At 70.6% G+C, this 15,620-nt stretch carries 16 protein-coding genes and 2 pseudogenes; 10 read left to right on the top strand and 8 right to left on the bottom strand.

The window, feature by feature from the left end; translation table 11 throughout:
• Positions 1–66: 66 nt before the first annotated feature.
• A complete protein-coding gene (locus tag ACIPEK_RS05895; RefSeq protein WP_401991145.1) occupies positions 67–3,018 on the top strand; it encodes a DEAD/DEAH box helicase in 2,952 nt (983 codons plus the stop codon).
• Positions 3,015–4,331: an SWIM zinc finger family protein gene (locus tag ACIPEK_RS05890; RefSeq protein WP_401991142.1), complete on the top strand. Its 1,317-nt coding sequence runs from the start codon at positions 3,015–3,017 to the stop codon at positions 4,329–4,331. Before ACIPEK_RS05895 ends, ACIPEK_RS05890 begins: the two co-directional genes overlap by 4 nt.
• 32 nt (positions 4,332–4,363) lie before the next feature.
• Here the strand turns inward: ACIPEK_RS05890 and ACIPEK_RS05885 are convergent, their stop codons facing one another.
• Together ACIPEK_RS05885 and ACIPEK_RS05880 are read right to left on the bottom strand one after the other, a co-directional pair.
• Complete coding sequence (locus ACIPEK_RS05885; RefSeq protein WP_401991139.1) at positions 4,364–4,672, bottom strand: hypothetical protein; 309 nt, start codon at positions 4,670–4,672, stop codon at positions 4,364–4,366.
• Between the two features lie 81 nt (positions 4,673–4,753).
• Positions 4,754–5,332, bottom strand: a complete 579-nt coding sequence (locus ACIPEK_RS05880; protein ID WP_383067677.1) for a TetR/AcrR family transcriptional regulator — start codon at positions 5,330–5,332, stop codon at positions 4,754–4,756.
• Positions 5,333–5,413: 81 nt separating this feature from the next.
• Here ACIPEK_RS05880 and ACIPEK_RS05875 point away from each other — a divergent pair, with 81 nt between their 5' ends.
• Complete coding sequence (locus tag ACIPEK_RS05875) at positions 5,414–5,962, top strand: HXXEE domain-containing protein (RefSeq protein ID WP_401991136.1); 549 nt, start codon at positions 5,414–5,416, stop codon at positions 5,960–5,962.
• Between the two features lie 33 nt (positions 5,963–5,995).
• Here the strand turns inward: ACIPEK_RS05875 and ACIPEK_RS05870 are convergent, their stop codons facing one another.
• Positions 5,996–6,511, bottom strand: coding sequence for a DUF3574 domain-containing protein (locus ACIPEK_RS05870; protein WP_401991133.1), 516 nt, complete (start codon positions 6,509–6,511; stop codon positions 5,996–5,998).
• A 201-nt stretch (positions 6,512–6,712) separates the two neighbouring features.
• Here ACIPEK_RS05870 and ACIPEK_RS05865 point away from each other — a divergent pair.
• The 3 genes and pseudogenes from ACIPEK_RS05865 to ACIPEK_RS05855 all read left to right on the top strand — a co-directional run bounded on the left by ACIPEK_RS05865 (position 6,713) and on the right by ACIPEK_RS05855 (position 8,083).
• Positions 6,713–7,133 (top strand): annotated as a pseudogene (locus ACIPEK_RS05865) (RidA family protein).
• 100 nt (positions 7,134–7,233) lie between these two features.
• Positions 7,234–7,965: a hypothetical protein gene (locus ACIPEK_RS05860; protein WP_401991130.1), complete on the top strand. Its 732-nt coding sequence runs from the start codon at positions 7,234–7,236 to the stop codon at positions 7,963–7,965.
• A gap of 32 nt (positions 7,966–7,997) precedes the next feature.
• Positions 7,998–8,083: pseudogene (locus tag ACIPEK_RS05855) on the top strand.
• Positions 8,084–8,361: 278 nt separating this feature from the next.
• Here the strand turns inward: ACIPEK_RS05855 and ACIPEK_RS05850 are convergent.
• On the bottom strand, positions 8,362–9,018 hold the full coding sequence (locus ACIPEK_RS05850) for a peptidase (protein ID WP_383067683.1): 657 nt from the start codon (positions 9,016–9,018) through the stop codon (positions 8,362–8,364).
• A 13-nt stretch (positions 9,019–9,031) separates the two neighbouring features.
• A complete protein-coding gene (locus ACIPEK_RS05845) occupies positions 9,032–10,243 on the bottom strand; it encodes a pyridoxal phosphate-dependent aminotransferase (protein ID WP_401991127.1) in 1,212 nt (403 codons plus the stop codon).
• A gap of 86 nt (positions 10,244–10,329) precedes the next feature.
• Between ACIPEK_RS05845 and ACIPEK_RS05840 the strand changes: the two genes are divergently transcribed.
• Positions 10,330–10,998, top strand: coding sequence for a winged helix-turn-helix transcriptional regulator (locus ACIPEK_RS05840; protein WP_383067686.1), 669 nt, complete (start codon positions 10,330–10,332; stop codon positions 10,996–10,998).
• Positions 10,999–11,112: 114 nt separating this feature from the next.
• Positions 11,113–11,619, top strand: a complete 507-nt coding sequence (locus tag ACIPEK_RS05835; protein ID WP_401991124.1) for a cupin domain-containing protein — start codon at positions 11,113–11,115, stop codon at positions 11,617–11,619.
• A gap of 102 nt (positions 11,620–11,721) precedes the next feature.
• On the opposite strand, the gene ACIPEK_RS05830 is transcribed toward ACIPEK_RS05835, so the two are convergent.
• Positions 11,722–12,087 (bottom strand): nuclear transport factor 2 family protein, encoded by a 366-nt coding sequence (locus ACIPEK_RS05830; protein WP_401991121.1) that lies wholly within the window; start codon positions 12,085–12,087, stop codon positions 11,722–11,724.
• A 98-nt stretch (positions 12,088–12,185) separates the two neighbouring features.
• Between ACIPEK_RS05830 and ACIPEK_RS05825 the strand changes: the two genes are divergently transcribed.
• The gene (locus ACIPEK_RS05825; RefSeq protein WP_401991119.1) at positions 12,186–12,887 is read left to right on the top strand and encodes a nucleotidyltransferase domain-containing protein; all 702 of its coding nucleotides are present in this window, start codon (positions 12,186–12,188) and stop codon (positions 12,885–12,887) included.
• Between the two features lie 7 nt (positions 12,888–12,894).
• Complete coding sequence (locus ACIPEK_RS05820; protein WP_401991116.1) at positions 12,895–13,542, top strand: uridine kinase; 648 nt, start codon at positions 12,895–12,897, stop codon at positions 13,540–13,542.
• Positions 13,543–13,573: 31 nt separating this feature from the next.
• Here the strand turns inward: ACIPEK_RS05820 and ACIPEK_RS05815 are convergent, their stop codons facing one another.
• Together ACIPEK_RS05815 and ACIPEK_RS05810 are read right to left on the bottom strand one after the other, a co-directional pair.
• Positions 13,574–14,470, bottom strand: coding sequence for a carbohydrate kinase family protein (locus ACIPEK_RS05815; RefSeq protein WP_401991113.1), 897 nt, complete (start codon positions 14,468–14,470; stop codon positions 13,574–13,576).
• Entirely contained in the window at positions 14,467–15,501 is a 1,035-nt protein-coding gene (locus tag ACIPEK_RS05810) for a pseudouridine-5'-phosphate glycosidase (protein WP_401991111.1), read from the bottom strand. Before ACIPEK_RS05810 ends, ACIPEK_RS05815 begins: the two co-directional genes overlap by 4 nt.
• Positions 15,502–15,620: the final 119 nt, after the last annotated feature.

Here is a 15,620-nt window from a genome sequence, read left to right as displayed (position 1 = left end):
CTAGACTCGCAGGAGTCATAAGGATCAAGACGATCAAGAGGATCAGGGCGGGACGGGAGGGGACCGATGGCCACGGCACAACATCAGCTGGACGCGTCCGCTGCCCGCCTCCTGAGCTGTGCCGCCGTCTTCCTGCCCGCATCGTTGCCGAGGGACGGGCGCGTCGCCTTCTGGGATCCCGATGGCGGCCCCCTCCCGGAGCAGGGTGGCTCCGCGGAATCCGAAGATCGGGCACCCGATCCGACCGCCGCAGAGATCACCGTCGTCCGTCGGCATGGACAACAGGACGGCATCCGTCGGCGTACGGTGCCCGCTGTCCTGATGTCCGTGACCGATGCCCTGCCGCTGCTGGCCCGCGCCCGGCACCGGCAGTCCGCCCACCCCGCCACCCGCTGCTGGGGCGCCGCCGCACTCCAGGCGCTCAACCTGGTGGCGCGCGGCAGGCTGCTCCCCGGCCTGACGGGCGACGACCACGACGCCTGGCGGGCCGGGCCGCGCGACGCCGAGGACATCGCCCATCTCCGGGCGATCGCAGCCGCCATGCCGGTCGAGGGGCACGCGGTGCCGCTCCCGGACCGCACACCACTTCAAGTCCCCGACCCGGAGTGGCTGCTCGGGGCGTTCCTCGATGCGGTTGCCGATGCCCTGCCCCGTACACCCGCCGCGGCGTACGCGATGGGCGCGGCCTTTGCAGCCCGTGAGGCCCAGCATCTGCCAGGAGCCCGCGACTGGGCCGTCGAGGTCGCGGCCGGTCTCGATGCGGGTGTACGGGTGTCGCTGCGTCTCGACCTGTCGGCGTACGAACTCTTCGACACGGCCGATACGCACGACAGCTCCGACGACAGCGACGCCTCCGGCGACGACGACGGGGCCTTTGGTACGGCCGCGGATGCCCGTCCCGGCGCCGCGCGGCACGCCGCCGCGGCCATCACCCAGGTGCACAGCCTGGCCGACCCGACCTATGTTGTCGACGCCGCCGCACTGTGGCACGGCGGGGTGGGGGAGCCGTTCGGCCCACGGGCCAGGATCGACGCCGTGCTCGCACTGCGCCGCGCCGCTCGCCTCTGGGCACCGCTGGAGCGGCTGCTGGACCAGCCGGTGCCCGATGTGCTCGCACTCGAAGAGGACGAGCTGTACGAGCTGCTGAGCGACGCCGGAGCCCGGCTGACGGCGGCCGGGGTGAGCGTCCACTGGCCCAGGGAGCTCGCCCGTTCCCTCACCGCCGCCGCCGTCGTACGACCCGCCCCAGGCTCGGCCACCGACGGCACCTCGTTCTTCGACGCCGAGCAGCTCTTCGCCTTCAACTGGCAGTTGTCGCTGGGCGACGAGCAGCTCACCGAGGCGGAGATGGACGTCCTCGCGGAAGCCCACCGGCCGGTGGTGCGCCTGCGGGACCAGTGGGTCGTCGTCGACCCGGCGCTCGTACGCAAGGCGCGCAAGCGGGAGCTCGGCCTGCTCGATCCGGTCGACGCCCTTGCCGTCGCACTGACCGGTAGCGCCGAGGTCGACGGCGAACAGATCGAAGCGGTGCCTGTCGGAGCGCTGGCCGCACTCCGTACCCGCATCACCGCCGACGACACCGCCATCGCCCCGCCGCCCGGCCTGGACGCCACGCTCCGCGACTACCAACTGCGCGGCCTCGCCTGGCTGGACCGGATGACCTCACTCGGCCTCGGCGGCTGCCTCGCCGACGACATGGGCCTGGGCAAGACGATCACCCTCATCGCCCTCCATCTGCACCGCGCCCACCCCGCGCCCACCCTGGTGATCTGCCCCGCCTCCCTCCTGGGCAACTGGCACCGGGAGATCAACCGCTTCGCCCCCGGCGTGCCCGTGCGCCGCTTCCACGGCACCGACCGCACACTCGCCGAACCCGACGGCGGCTTCGTCCTGACCACATACGGCACGATGCGTTCGAGCGCGGCGCAACTCGCCGGCCACAGCTGGGGACTGATCGTCGCCGACGAGGCCCAGCACGTGAAGAACCCGCACTCCTCCACGGCGAAGGCGCTGCGCACCATCCCGGCCCCGGCCAGAGTCGCCCTCACCGGCACCCCCGTGGAGAACAACCTCTCCGAGCTGTGGGCCCTGCTCGACTGGACCACCCCCGGACTGCTGGGCCCCCTCAAGGCGTTCCGGGCCCGGCACGCCCGTACCGTCGAGAACACCGGGACGGCTGCCGGACTCGCCAACGACGAAGCGGTCGAGCGGCTTTCCCGGCTGGTCCGGCCCTTTCTCCTGCGCCGGAAGAAGTCGGACCCGGGCATCGCCCCCGAGCTGCCGCCCAAGACGGAGACCGACCACCCCGTCTTCCTCACCCGCGAGCAGGCCACGCTCTACGAGGCGACGGTCCGCGAGACGATGGCGTTCATCGAAGCCTCGGAAGGCATCGCCCGCCGCGGTCTGATCATGAAGCTGCTGGCCTCGCTCAAGCAGATCTGCAACCACCCCGCGCAGTATCTGAAGGAAGAACCGACCCGCCTCGTCGGCCGTTCGGGAAAGCTCGCCCTGCTCGACGAGCTCCTCGACACGATCCTCGCCGAGGACGGCTCCGTCCTCATCTTCACCCAGTACGTGACGATGGCCCGGCTCCTCTCCGCCCACCTCGCCTCGCGCGCCATCCCCTCTCAACTCCTGCACGGCGGTACGCCGGTGGCCGAGCGGGAACGGATGGTGGACCGCTTCCAGTCCGGTGAGGTCCCGGTCTTCCTGCTCTCCCTCAAGGCAGCGGGCACCGGACTGAATCTCACCAGGGCCGCCCACGTCATCCACTACGACCGCTGGTGGAACCCGGCCGTCGAGGAACAGGCCACGGACCGGGCGTACCGCATCGGCCAGACGCAACCCGTGCAGGTCCACCGGCTGATCGCGGAAGGCACGGTCGAGGACCGGATTGCCGAGCTGCTGCGGGCCAAGCGGGTCCTGGCCGACGCGGTCCTCGGCGCCGGTGAGACCGCGCTGACCGAGCTCAGCGATCGTGACCTGGCCGATCTCGTCTCGCTCCGGAGGCTGTCATGAGCCCCCGTCCCCGGCCTCATGCGTACGCCCGCCCCGAGCCCCGTGCCGTCGCACGCTCACGCCCCGGCCCCGACGATCTGCGGCGCACCTTCGAGGCCGTGCCGCCCCGCCCGTCCGACGGCGACGAACCCTTCGCGGACAGCTGGTGGGGCCGCGCCTGGGTGGCCGCCCTGGAGTCCCTGTCGATGGACGAGGGACGGCTCTCCCGCGGCCGTACGTACGCCGACAGCGGCAAGGTCGCAGCTATCACCGTCACCCCCGGACGGGTCGTCGCCTACGTGCACGGCAGCCGCCCCCGCCCCTACCGCGCCGAGCTGCGTCTGCGGCCGCTCACCGACGCCGACTGGGACATGTTCCTGGACGCGGTCGCCGCCCGCCCCGGTCACCTTGCCGCGCTGCTCACCAAGGAGATGCCGCACTCGCTGGTCGACACGGCGGCAGAGGCCGGTGTCGGACTGCTGCCCGCCGCGGGCGATCTCGACCCCGGCTGCTCCTGTCCCGACCACGGCTGGCCCTGCAAACATGTGGCCGCCCTCTGCTATCAGATGGCCCGTCTCCTGGATGCCGACCCGTTCGTCCTTCTGCTGCTGCGCGGCAGGGGCGAGCGCGAACTCCTCGAAGAGCTGGGCCGTCGCAACGCCGCACACTCCGCCCGGGAACGCCCCACGGCCCCTGCCACCCCGTCCATACCGGCCCGCGAAGTTCTCGCCGACCGCTACCTCCCGCCCCTCCCTGCCCCGCTCCCGGTCCTGCCGCATCCCGGGCAGCCGCCCTCGTACCCGAGCCTGCCCGGCGCCCGCGACCCGCTCGCCCTCGACCACCTCGCCACGGATGCGGCGGCCCGTGCACACACGCTCCTCACCACCGGCCTGGACCCGCTCGCCGGCCTCACCTCCTGGCAGGACGCGGTACGGCTGGCCGCGTCCCGCCCCACCGCCGGACTCACCGCAACCACCCGCGCCCTCTACCGCGAGCTGGCGTACGCCACCGGCCGCACCCCCACCGACCTGGCCCGAGCCGTCGCGGCCTGGCGCCAGGGCGGTGCCGAAGGACTGGCCGTTCTCGAAACACCCTGGGATCCTCCGGCCGGCCCCTTCGACCGCGCCCGCCCCGCGCTCGCAGCCGCCGACTTCCCCCGCTTTCAACCCTGGCGCAACCACCTCACGCACCCCAGCGGCACACTTCAGCTCCGCTTCGGCCACGACGGCCGTTGGTACGGCTACGAATCCGAGCCGGGCGAGGACGACTGGTGGCCCCGCGCCACCCCGGACTCCGACCCGGTGGGCGCACTCATGGAACTCAGCGGCGGCTGAACCCCGGCCGGCCCCGGACCGACCTCAGCCTCTCAACTCCGCAGATGGACGAAGAGACCGATCAGCAGCACGATGACGATCGGCAGCACGATCAGCCGCGCTTTCCGGAACGACTCGTTCTCCTGCTGGGACAGTTCCCGGTCGGCGCCGTGCGCCGACGCCAGATGTTCCCCGGCCAGGTCGATGATCTTCTCCATGGTCAGGAGCGACGGCGACCAGCCGCAGTGCGCACAGACCAGGAAGTAACGGTACGGGTCGTACCGGAAGTCCCGCTCCATATTGACCGTGAACACCTCACCGTCCGGCGTCATGGCTGTGTAGTGGCGTATCGGCGCACCCATGTGGATCGCTCCCTGCTCCGCGCATGCGACTGGTCTCGGTACCCGGCCGCGGCACAGTACCCGGCCGTCCCGGGGCCGCCCTCAGCGAGGCAACACGGCATCGACGACATCGCGGGCGAAGTCCGGCGGTACCGGTTCGCGGCGGAGCAGCACCCGCATCCAGACCGCTCCCGCGATCAGGTCCAGCAGCAGCATCGGGTCGGCGTTCTCGGGAAGTTCACCACGGGCGGTGGCGCGGGCGAAGACCGGCTGCTCGCGGGAGAACCGATCGGCGAAGAAGTCGCGGGTGAGGGCGGCGAGTTCGTCGTCCGGCAGGCCGGTAGCCGAGGTCATGGCGCGGGCGACCGGTTGTGTACGCCCGTCGGTGAGCAGGCCGGTGATCTGTTCGGTGAGTGCGATCAGATCACCGCGGAGGCTGCCCGTATCAGGGATGTCGATGTCGAGGACCCGGGCATGGAGCATGGCCGCCCGCAACAGTGCCGGCTTCGAGGGCCACCAGCGGTAGATCGTCGTCTTGTTGACCCCGGAGTCCTGGGCGACGGCCTCGATGGTGAGACGGGTGTAGCCGCGTTCCGCGAGATGGCGCAGCGTGGTGTCGAAGATCGCTTCGGCGGCACGAGGGCCCTTGCCCGGGCGGCGGTTCACGGTCGGATCGGGCATGAGTACTCCAGGGAAAAGCAACGCAACGTTGCGTTGCGCTGTATGGTGCGGTCATCGTACTGCGACGTATGGGAGCCAGGAATGGCGGAGACAACGGTTTCCAAGGCGGTGGCCTGGGGGCTGCTCGCCGCCTGGGTGGCCAACGATCTGGAGGAGCTGGCCACCATGGCCGGCTGGGCGCGGTCCGCCCGGCCGGGGCTCCAGGAGCGATTCCCGAAAGTGCCCGAGCACGTCTGGGCGCGGATGGAACTCTCGCAGCGGGATGTCAATGTCGCCATCGGCCTCATGGGCGGGGTCGTGGCGGCAGCCTCGGCGGACGGGGCGCGCACGGGTGGCCGCAGCCCGTTCTTCCGGACCGTGCTGGTCGGATTCGGGCTGCACGGCGCCGTCCACATGGCGCAGTCGCTGGCGTACCGCGGCTACACACCGGGGGTCGCCACGGCGCCGGCCGTTGTCATCCCGTACTCGCTCTGGGCTGTGCGGCGGCTGAAGGCGGCCGGTATCGAGAGCGGCGGCATCGGCACAGCGGCAGCGACGCTGGCGCTCCTCCCGGTGACCATCGCGGGAGTGCACGGGCTGGCGCGCCGGCTCAATCGGCCGCACGGGCGCGGGGCCCGTACGGCAACGTGATCGGGGAGCGGCGCGCCAGGGCGACGGGCGGTGTCAGAAGTCGGCGGTCGTGCGCTCCTCGATCCGGGCCACCGAGTCCTGGGCGTACGCCTTCTCGTAGGCGTTCCGGATCCGCTCGATCTGGACGTCGCGTACACGTGCCTCGGACGCCGGATAGAGCAGGGTCAGTTCGTAACTGCGCTCCCGTTCGATCACCCCGCGGGAATCCCGCCACTGCCCCCGGCCGTCCTGGATGGTCAGCCCGTTCGGGAAGCGGGGCGTTACCTCCTCGTCGATGAACGCCAAAAACTGACGGTCAGTCACATCCGGCCCGCCGTCGGGACGTTCGGTGCCGAAGAACAGCCGGGTCTCGATGTAGGCCTTCCCGCGCGCGGCGCCGGCCGATGTCGCCGACCGCGAGACGGAGGGGGCATCGTCGCCGAGTGTGGCGTACGCGACGGGCGTGCCCACGGCCAGTACGGCCAGGGCGGCGGCGGCCGCGGTGAGTGCGGTGTGCTGCTTCGGGCCGGTGAGACCCTTCGTGCTGGTGGGATGGGGGAAGCGAGGCACGGCGGGGACCTTCGTTCGGAGCCTGTGAGGGCGGAGTCTGCGTGGGCCTGCGGCGCGGATGCGCGCGGCTCACTGTGGCAAGCGGCCCCCGCCGGACGGCGGCAGGACATGGGCATCCGCGGGAAACCACCCGTACGGGTCGGCCCGCGGGTCGGTGAAACCCCGATGTGCCCCGTGGCCCGGGCTGTCAGGATCATCCGCATGCCTGTGGAGATCAGCCGGATCAATCCGGACCAGCTGCACCCCACGCCCGGCTGTCACCACATCACTGTGGTGGAGGCGGGCCGGACCGCGTTCCTGGCCGGGCAGTGTCCGCTCGACCACTGCGGCGCGCTGGTGGGTCCGGGCGACTTCGATGCCCAGATCGACCAGGTGGCGGCCAATGCCCTACTCGCCCTGGCGGCCGTGGGCGCCGAGCCGTCCCGGGGCGTCCCGGGTCGTCCGGTCGGTCATCTACGTGGTCAGCGACGACGTCACGGACCTGGGAGCAGCCTGGCGCCGGCTCACCGGCTCGGTCATCGGGCCCGCGTTCACCACCGCGAGCACGCTGCTCGGCGTCGTGCGGCTCGGCTTCCCCGGACAGCTGATCGAGGTCGACCTCACCGCGGCACTGCCCGGCTGAGCGTGCGACCCACGCGCCGGGACCCCGGTGACCGGTTGGGGCGGCCGGCACCGCGAAAACTTCTGGCTCCGCGCGGCTCGGCGCTGCTAGCTTCCTCGATGTGGCGAAACTCAATCAGATCATCGCAGTGGAGAAGGGCGTCAAGTCCAAGGCTCACCAGGACCTGACGGCGGCGCATCACGGCCTTCAGAAGACCGGTCTGCTGGCCGGGATCTCGCGGACGTATCAGCCGAAGGACGAGGAGGGCGAGCAGCTGCCGCCCGAGTCGACCCTGGTGCAGATCAAGGCCGAGGACGTGCTGCGGGAGACCGCGACGACCCTGACCCGGCTCTTCGATGTGACCGCCACGAAGGACTGGGCGAACTGTTCGGCCCGCGCGGATGTGAAGGTCGACGGACGGGTGCTCGTGAGCGAGGTGCCGGTGTCGTATCTGCTCTTCCTGGAGAAGCAGCTGACGGACATCAATACCTTTGTTCGCAAGCTTCCGGTGCTCGACGCCTCCGAGGCATGGACGCAGGACCCGTCGACGGACTCCCGGAAGACCGAGCCGGTGAGGACTCTTCGTACGAAGAAGGTGCCCCGCAACCATGTGAAGGCGGAGGCCACCGATAAGCACCCGGCGCAGGTCGAGGTGTACTACGAGGACATTCCGATCGGGTACTGGACGACGGTGAAGTTCTCCGGAGCTCTCCCCGCACGGCGGGTCAACGAACTGCTCGACCGGGTCGAGAAGCTCCAGCAGGCCGTGAAGTTCGCCCGTGAGGAGGCCAACGGCGTGGACGTCACCGACCAGCGGGTGGGTGATGCGGTATTCGGTTACCTCTTCGGGTGACCGACCATGGATTCCCCGGCCGGAGCACTTCGGCCGGGGTGCGCGAGGAGCGCAAGCTGAAACTGAAGCTTGTCGTGACGACGCGGTTCCAGTGGAGGTTCGAGTCCTCCTCCCGGCATTCTGTGCGTTCTGCGCACACGGACGGGCCGGGGTAGCCCAAATGGCAGAGGCAGACCGCGATCAATCTCAGACTCTTGCTCCAGACTCAGCATTCGCCACCGATCGCCGAATCAATCGGGCCCGTGCCCATGGGCGTCGAGATGCCGGTTCGACTCCGGCCCGCAGAGCTTCGATCTGCGGTCGTCTAAAGGCAGGACGCGACGACATAAACCTGACACGGGTCCTTAAAAGTGTCGGCGTGCAGAATGGGTGGCATCTTCAGGGCTCGGGGGCCGGCTACGCCCCCGGGCCCGCTCCCGCTTCCGGGGGCGTCCTGTCACTGCCCGCGGGCAGTGACACCCCGCGTCCCGCGAAGAAGCGCTCGAAGTCGGGCAGCGGAAGCTCCGCGGCACGCGTGCCGGCCGTCGTGCCGGACGGGTTGTGGAAGTGGACGCCGGTGCCGTCGGCCGTACGGGACGTCAGCAGCACCAGATGCCCGCCCCGCCCCGGAGCGGGCCGTCGCGGATGGCGGATGCCGTAGTGCACCGAGGCCATGACCGTCCGGCCGCCGTCGAGAAGGCCCAGGATCTCCTGCGACGAGAGATGGCGGTGGACCGTGGCGTCGAGGCCGTGCGCCTCCTGTACATACTCTGCGAAGGGGGCGTAGATCAGGCCCCGGATCACCCCCTCCGCATCCTCCGTGTACGCGCCGTACTTGAGAGCGCCGTCGCGCAGCGCGAACAGGGACGGGGCCCCGGCGCCGAGTGCCATGCGCAGGCAGGTCATACCGCACAGATGACCTGCCCAGCGCGCATACTCGGCCGGTGATGCCGCGCCCGACTCCGCCCAGGCCGGGTCGGTGGCCGGATCGAGTCCGCTCTCCACGATCGGGCCGACGAGCTCGAACGAGGCGAACTGGGTGAGGACGGGAACGCGGCAGGCAGAGCAGGTCACCAGGGGCATCCGATCACTGGCGGTATCCGGTCAGAAAGCGGCCGATGCGGCTGATCGCCGCGTCGAGATCGTCAGCGTACGGGAGTGTCAGGATCCGGAAGTGGTCGGGCCGCGGCCAGTTGAAGCCGGTGCCCTGCACGACCTGGATCTTCTCCCGCAACAGCAGATCCAGAACGAACTTCTCGTCGTCGACGATTCGATGCACCTTCGGATCGATGCGGGGGAACGCGTACAGCGCGCCCTTCGGCTTCACGCACGACACGCCGGGAATCTCGTTCAGCTTCTCCCAGGCCCGGTTGCGCTGCTCGTACAGTCTGCCGCCGGGCGCGACCAGTTCCCGGATGGACTGCCGGCCACCGAGCGCCGCCTGGATGGCGTACTGCGCGGGCGCGTTGGGGCACAGGCGCATCGAGGCGAGAGTGGTCAGCCCCTCCAGATAGTTGCGGGCGTGCTGCTGCGGGCCTGAGACCACCATCCAGCCGGAGCGGAACCCCGCCACCCGGTACGTCTTCGACAGACCGCTGAAGGTGAGGCAGACCAGATCGGGGGCGAGGACCGCCACGCTGTGGTGCTCGGCGTCGTCGTAGAGGATCTGGTCGTAGATCTCGTCGGCGAGGACCATCAGGCCGTGCCTGCGCGCCAGATCGAGGATGCCTTCGAGGACCTCGCGCGGATAGACGGCGCCGGTCGGGTTGTTCGGGTTGATGATCACGACGGCCTTGGTCCGGTCGGTGATCTTCGACGCCATGTCCGCGAGGTCCGGGTTCCAGTCCGAGGCCTCGTCGCAGGTGTAGTGCACGGCTTTCCCGCCCGCGAGGGTCACCACCGCGGTCCACAGTGGATAGTCGGGGGACGGGATCAGCACCTCGTCACCGTCCTCCAGCAATGCCTGGACGGCCATGGAGATCAGCTCGGAGACGCCGTTGCCGAGGAAGATGTCGTCGACCCCGACATCCGCCAGACCCATGGCCTGGTAGCGCTGCGCCACCGCCCGGCGGGCGGACAGGATGCCGCGCGAATCGCTGTAGCCGTGGGCCTGCGGAAGCATCCGGATCATGTCCTGGACGATCTCCTCCGGCGCCTCGAAACCGAAGAGCGCGGGATTGCCGGTGTTGAGGCGGAGCACGCTGTGACCCGCCTCCTCCAGGGCGTTGGCGTGCTCGATGACCGGGCCCCGGATCTCGTAACAGACCTCGTCGAGCTTGCTGGACTGCCGGAATTCCATGCGGTGGCCTCCCCGACCTGATTGCGATACTTGGTTTTACCAAGCTTGGGCTTGGAAAGTCCAACAACATGTCTAGACTGCGTCGCATGCCACGTCAGCAACAGTCCGCAACACGCTCGGCTCGCCGTCGGAGTTACGACCAGTTCTGCGCCACCGCACGCTCCCTCGATTCCGTGGGCGACCGGTGGACCCTGCTGATCGTCCGTGAACTGCTGGCGGGCCCCCGCCGCTACACCGACCTCCACGCCGACCTGCCGGGCGTCAGTACGGATGTCCTCGCCTCCCGGCTCAAGGACATGGAACAGGGCGGGCTGGTCACCCGCCGCCGGCTTCCGCCACCTGCCGCGGCCTCGGTGTACGAACTGACGGAGCGCGGCCACGGGCTGCTGCCCGTACTTGCCGCGCTCGCCGAGTGGGGTGCGCCCGCACTTACCGAGCGGCGGCCCACCGATGCGGTACGGGCACACTGGTTCGCACTTCCGCTGCTGCGCTCGCTGGACGGGCTGACACATGCGGGAGTCGTCGAAGTCCGTCTGGACGAGGGTGAATTCCATGTGCGCGCCGGTGGTGCGATGGCCGGTGCGGCTGTGTACGGGGACGGCCCTGCGGCCCAGGCCGATGCCCGTATCGCGCTCGACGTCGAGGTCTGCCTGGCGCTCGGGCAGGGTGAGCTGACGTTTGCCGAGGCCGTCGAGGACGGACGTATCGAGGTGTCGGGCGACGGGCCGCTCGCCGCCGAACTTCGCGGCGAGTGACCGCCGGACCGGGAGGGTTCCGCAGCTCAACTCGCGGGTAGCGTGGGGGCGTTCGGGATGTCCGGTTCGGGATGTCCAGGACGCTTCCGGGACGCCGAGGCAGAGGAGTCGCGCGTGAAGGTCGACAGACAGCAGGGGAGCCGGGGGCGGCGGGTACGACAGGGGCGACTCGCCAAGGCCCTGGTCATAGGCGGCTGCGTGACCGCGCTCGGCTTCGTACCGGCGGCGGCCGTCGCCACGCCCGGCAGCGGTGTGAGCGGCACGGTGGTCGCGAAGGGCACATCGGTGGGAAAGCTGAAGGTGAAGACCCCGAACGGCCGCACCGATGTGACCTTCCGGACCATCACCGTCGAGCCGGGCGGCTCCACCGGCTGGCACACCCATAGCGGTCAGCTGGTCGCCGTCGTCAAGTCCGGGACGCTGACACGCACTCTGGACGACTGCTCGGTCGAGGTGACGCCCGCGGGCTCGTCCTTCATCGAGCCGTCCGGATCCGCTCACCGCCACATCGGACGCAACCTGGGGACCGAGCCCGTCGTGCTCTGGGTGACCTATCTGCTGCCGGAGGGCAGTGCGCTCTCCGACGACGCCGACGCGGTGGACTGCGACCCGAAGAAGTAGCCCAGCGCCGGGACCGGCCGTCGGCCGGAGAGCGTCACGGCCGCCATGGGCACCGGCCGGCTGTCATCCGGCGAGAGTCTCGTCCGCCGCCGGTACCGGCCGTCAGTCGGCGAGCGTCTCCCCGTATGCCCCGAAGCCGGAGATCACCAGGCCGTCGCGGAAGATCAGCACCTCGTTCACGCGGCCGCCGATCTGGTTGCGGTAGTCGATCACCAGGGCATGGACGCTCACCCGGACGTCCACCACCTCGAACTTCAGCTCGGGGATGCGCTCCAGGGCCGCCGCCCAGTACGCCCGCAGCGCGTCCCTGCCGTGCGCCGTGCCGGATGGATCACCTGTGAACCGCGCCATGACGGGTGAACTGAACGACACATCCTCGTGATAGTGCGTCAGGATGCGGTCCAGATCATGGGAGTTCCAGGCGTTCTGCCACTCAGCGGCGAACGTGCGGGCGAATTCGAGGTCCATGAAGAAGATCGTAGGAGACGGACTCGCCGGGGACGGAGCGTTTTGAACGACCGGAACGGACGGCCGTGAACGGGGAGAACCCGAAGGGCGAGGAGAGCATGGATGATCTCGACCCGGCGCGGCGCGCCGCATTCGCACAGGACCTGCTGCACGTACTCGCTGCCCACTGCCCCGGCTCGCGCGCGGAGCTGAAGGGCTCGCTCGCCCGTGGAACAGCGGATGCGTACAGCGACATCGACATTGCCTGGACGGTGCCCGACGACCGCTTCGAGGTGTGTGTCGCCGGCGCCCGGGGCGTGCTCGAAGCGGTCCGGCCCCTCGACTCCCTGCGTACGGACCCCGAGCTGCAGCACTCCCGCAAGCGGCGTCTGCTCTTTGCCGCGTTCCAGGGGCTTCCGCTCTTCTGGCGCGTGGACCTGGAGATCAGGGCTTCATCGGTCGCCCACCTGGCCGACCACGACCAGGACGACCCTGCCGCAAGCGGTGACGACTGGTCGCGGCCGGCGAGCGCCCTGGCCAATGCGGTCGCCGCGTCAAAGGCCGTACTGCGCGGGCAGCCGCAGGCCGCCCAGAGGCTGCTGGAGCGCGGCTTTCGGCGCATCGACGCGCCGGACGGCGTCACCGGACAGTGGCTCGCCGACATCGGCCACCTCGCCCACACGGCCGCAGACCGAGAACCGGGATTGCGTCCGCTCGCCGACCGCGTGGTGCGCCTGGCCGAGAACCACCTGGCGGGGACCGACGAGGAAGAACCTCGCCGGCGGGACGGCCGACGCCGACGCACGAGGCCGGGGCGATGATGGATGCGTGCGATGTGAAGCGATCACCTGGGAGCGGCTGGCCGAGGCCTTCGCCGCGCACGCCGACGGTCTGAAGCCTGCCGACGCCGGCCCCTGGCTGAAGGTCGCCGTCGACGGTGCGCCGGCGGCCCGTACCGGGGAGTTGGCCGGGCGAGTCGCACAGGCGCTGCGGGTCCGGGGGCGTGCGGTGCTCGTCGTGTCCACCCAGGGATTCCTGCGGCCGGCGAGTCTTCGGTACGAGTACGGCAAGGAGGACCCCGACTCGTACTACGACAGCTGGTTCGATACGGGCGCGCTGTGGCGCGAGGTGTTCGGGCCGCTGGAGGCGGGCGGGAGCGGGCGGGTGCTGCCCGATCTCTGGGATCCGGTGACGGACCGGGCCACCCGCAGTCCGTATCAACTCCTGCCCGAGGGCGGTGTGCTGGTGGTGCACGGCCCGTTGATGCTGGGGCACTGGTTCCCGTTCGACCTGAGTGTCCATCTGCGGTTGTCGCCGGGCGCACTGCGGCGGCGTACCGAGGAGAGCGAGCGTTGGACCCTGCCCGCTTTCGCGCGGTACGAGGACGAGGTGGCGCCCGGCGACCGCGCGGATGCGGTCGTACGGGCCGACGATCCGCTGCACCCCGCCTGGACCGGGTGGGGGCAGGGCGGGTAGCAGGCCGGGCTGATTCACCGAGCCGGGTGTGTCATGGACCGGGGCGGCCCCCCACGGTGGTGACCGCTTCCGCCGCCGACCGGCAGCCGGCTTCCACGGCCGAGGCGTCGTCCGCTCCCGACAGGAGCGCCGCGAGAAAGCCGCCGGTGAACGCATCGCCTGCGCCGGTCGAGTCCACGGCGCCCCGTACCTGGACCGCCAGGACGTGCCGGGTCACCGCGCCCGCGACGGCCAGCAGAGCTCCGCCCTCGGCGAGCGTGACGACCACCCGGGGCACCTGAAGGCTCAACTTGGCTGCGGCGTCCGCCGGTTCGGGGAGTCCGGTGAGCAGCCGGGCCTCGTCCGCATTGGGCAGCAGCAGATCCGTGCCCTCCACGGCTGTCAGGAACCGGTCGACGCCCAGCTCGACGAGAAAGCCGGCCGAAGCAGGGTCGACGCTCACCGGGATCTGCCGTCGCCGGGCCTCCCGCAGAGCGAGCAGGGCCGTTGCCCGGCTCGTCGCGGCGAAGAGAAGGTACCCGGAGAGATGGAGATGGGCGATGCCGTCGAGCATCGACGGTGACCAGTCGTCGCGGGAGAGGCGGAGCACGGCACCGCTGTCGGTGAGGAAGGTGCGCTCGGCGGCGGAATCGACGAGGGCGACGACGGTGGCGGTCGGTACGTCGTCGTCCACGGCCAGCAGGCAACGTACCCCTGCCCGCTGCAGCGCGTCCCGGTGCCAGGCCGCACTGTCGGCGCCGACCCGGGCCAGCAGCCGTACGTCGCGACAGCCCGAACGCGCCGCCCAGCAGGCGACGTTGGCGCCCGCACCGCCGGGGACGGTACGGATCCGGGCCGAGGTGTCCGTGCCGTGGATCAGCGCCGTTGCATGCCGGGCCACGACATCCGTGACCACGTCACCGACGACGAGAAGGCCGCCGTCGGTCATCGGCCGGCCGCCGGGTTCCGGTGCGATGTCGTGTCCTGCGCATTCGGCTGCGCTGCTGTGGCCGGTGCGCTCCGGTGCGCTGCTGTGTCCTGTGCGGCGGCCCATGCGCCGGAGATCCGCGCGGCAAGCGATACGTTTCCGCGTACGGCCGCCAGATTGGCCTCCAGCGAAGCGCCCCCGGTTCCCCGCATCAGCCGGTCCAGCAGGAACGGAGTGACGGCCTGGCCCACGATGCCGTGCTCCTGGCACGCGGAAAGGGCCTCGGCCAGCACGCGGTCGTGGAGTGCGGGATCCAACTGGTCCTCCACGGATACGGGGTTGGCGACGATCAGCGCGGAACCGGGGCCGCCGAGCGCGTCCTGGGCCCGCATCACCTCCGCGACCTCCTCGGGCGTCCGCACCGTCCAGTCGACCGGTTCGCCCGAGCTGTTCAGGTAGAAGCCGGGGAAGCGGTCGGTGCCGTAACCGAGCACTCCGACGCCGAGCGTCTCCAGGCGCTGCAGCGTGGCGGGGACGTCCAGGATCGACTTCACCCCCGCGCACACCACGGTGATGCCGGTCCGCGCGAGGAGCCGGAGGTCCGCGGACTCGTCCTGGGTCCGGGTCCACTCCCGGTGTACGCCGCCGAGGCCGCCGGTCGCGAAGACGCGCAGGCCCGCGTGTGCGGCCAGGAACGCCGTCGCGGACACGGTCGTCGCCCCGCTCGCGCCCGCCGCCAGCGCCGGTGCGAGGTCCCGGTGTCCCAGCTTCCGCATCGCCGGGTCCGCGGCGACCCGCTCCAACTGGGCTTTGTCCAGGCCGATGTGGGCCCGTCCGTCCAGTACGGCGATCGTGGCGGGCACGGCGCCCGCGGAACGTACGAGCCCTTCGAGTTCCCCGGCGACCTGCAGATTGCGGGGGCGTGGCAGACCGTGGGCGATGATCGTCGACTCCAGAGCCACGACGGGGTGGTGCGTGGCGAGGGCCGCCTGTACCTCGGTGGAGAAGGCGGGGGTGTAGGAGTGTGCGCTGTGCGACGTATTCAGTGACATGTCCACATCCCTGTCGCGGGCGCATCGACCTCAAACGTGCGGCCGGGACACCGGCCGAATCACCCGTCCCCTCCGCATGTTCTCCCGGTCCTGGTGTCGAGTCGCCCCGAAGCGGTCGC

The organism is Streptomyces sp. NPDC088246, assembly GCF_044741025.1.
In the GTDB taxonomy this organism is placed as follows: Bacteria; Actinomycetota; Actinomycetes; order Streptomycetales; family Streptomycetaceae; genus Streptomyces.
Note: the sequence above shows the minus strand (reverse complement) of the source record. Positions and strands in the feature narration are given on the sequence as shown.

Coding starts and splice junctions, on each gene's coding strand:
- ACIPEK_RS05840 (WP_383067686.1), top strand. CDS start 10,330: ATGCCACGTCAGCAACAGTCCGCAACACGCTCGGCTCGCCGTCGGAGT.
- ACIPEK_RS05825 (WP_401991119.1), top strand. CDS start 12,186: ATGGATGATCTCGACCCGGCGCGGCGCGCCGCATTCGCACAGGACCTG.
- ACIPEK_RS05815 (WP_401991113.1), bottom strand. CDS start 14,470: ATGACCGACGGCGGCCTTCTCGTCGTCGGTGACGTGGTCACGGATGTC.
- ACIPEK_RS05845 (WP_401991127.1), bottom strand. CDS start 10,243: ATGGAATTCCGGCAGTCCAGCAAGCTCGACGAGGTCTGTTACGAGATC.
- ACIPEK_RS05890 (WP_401991142.1), top strand. CDS start 3,015: ATGAGCCCCCGTCCCCGGCCTCATGCGTACGCCCGCCCCGAGCCCCGT.
- ACIPEK_RS05880 (WP_383067677.1), bottom strand. CDS start 5,332: ATGCCCGATCCGACCGTGAACCGCCGCCCGGGCAAGGGCCCTCGTGCC.
- ACIPEK_RS05895 (WP_401991145.1), top strand. CDS start 67: ATGGCCACGGCACAACATCAGCTGGACGCGTCCGCTGCCCGCCTCCTG.
- ACIPEK_RS05875 (WP_401991136.1), top strand. CDS start 5,414: ATGGCGGAGACAACGGTTTCCAAGGCGGTGGCCTGGGGGCTGCTCGCC.
- ACIPEK_RS05885 (WP_401991139.1), bottom strand. CDS start 4,672: ATGGGTGCGCCGATACGCCACTACACAGCCATGACGCCGGACGGTGAG.
- ACIPEK_RS05810 (WP_401991111.1), bottom strand. CDS start 15,501: ATGTCACTGAATACGTCGCACAGCGCACACTCCTACACCCCCGCCTTC.
- ACIPEK_RS05830 (WP_401991121.1), bottom strand. CDS start 12,087: ATGGACCTCGAATTCGCCCGCACGTTCGCCGCTGAGTGGCAGAACGCC.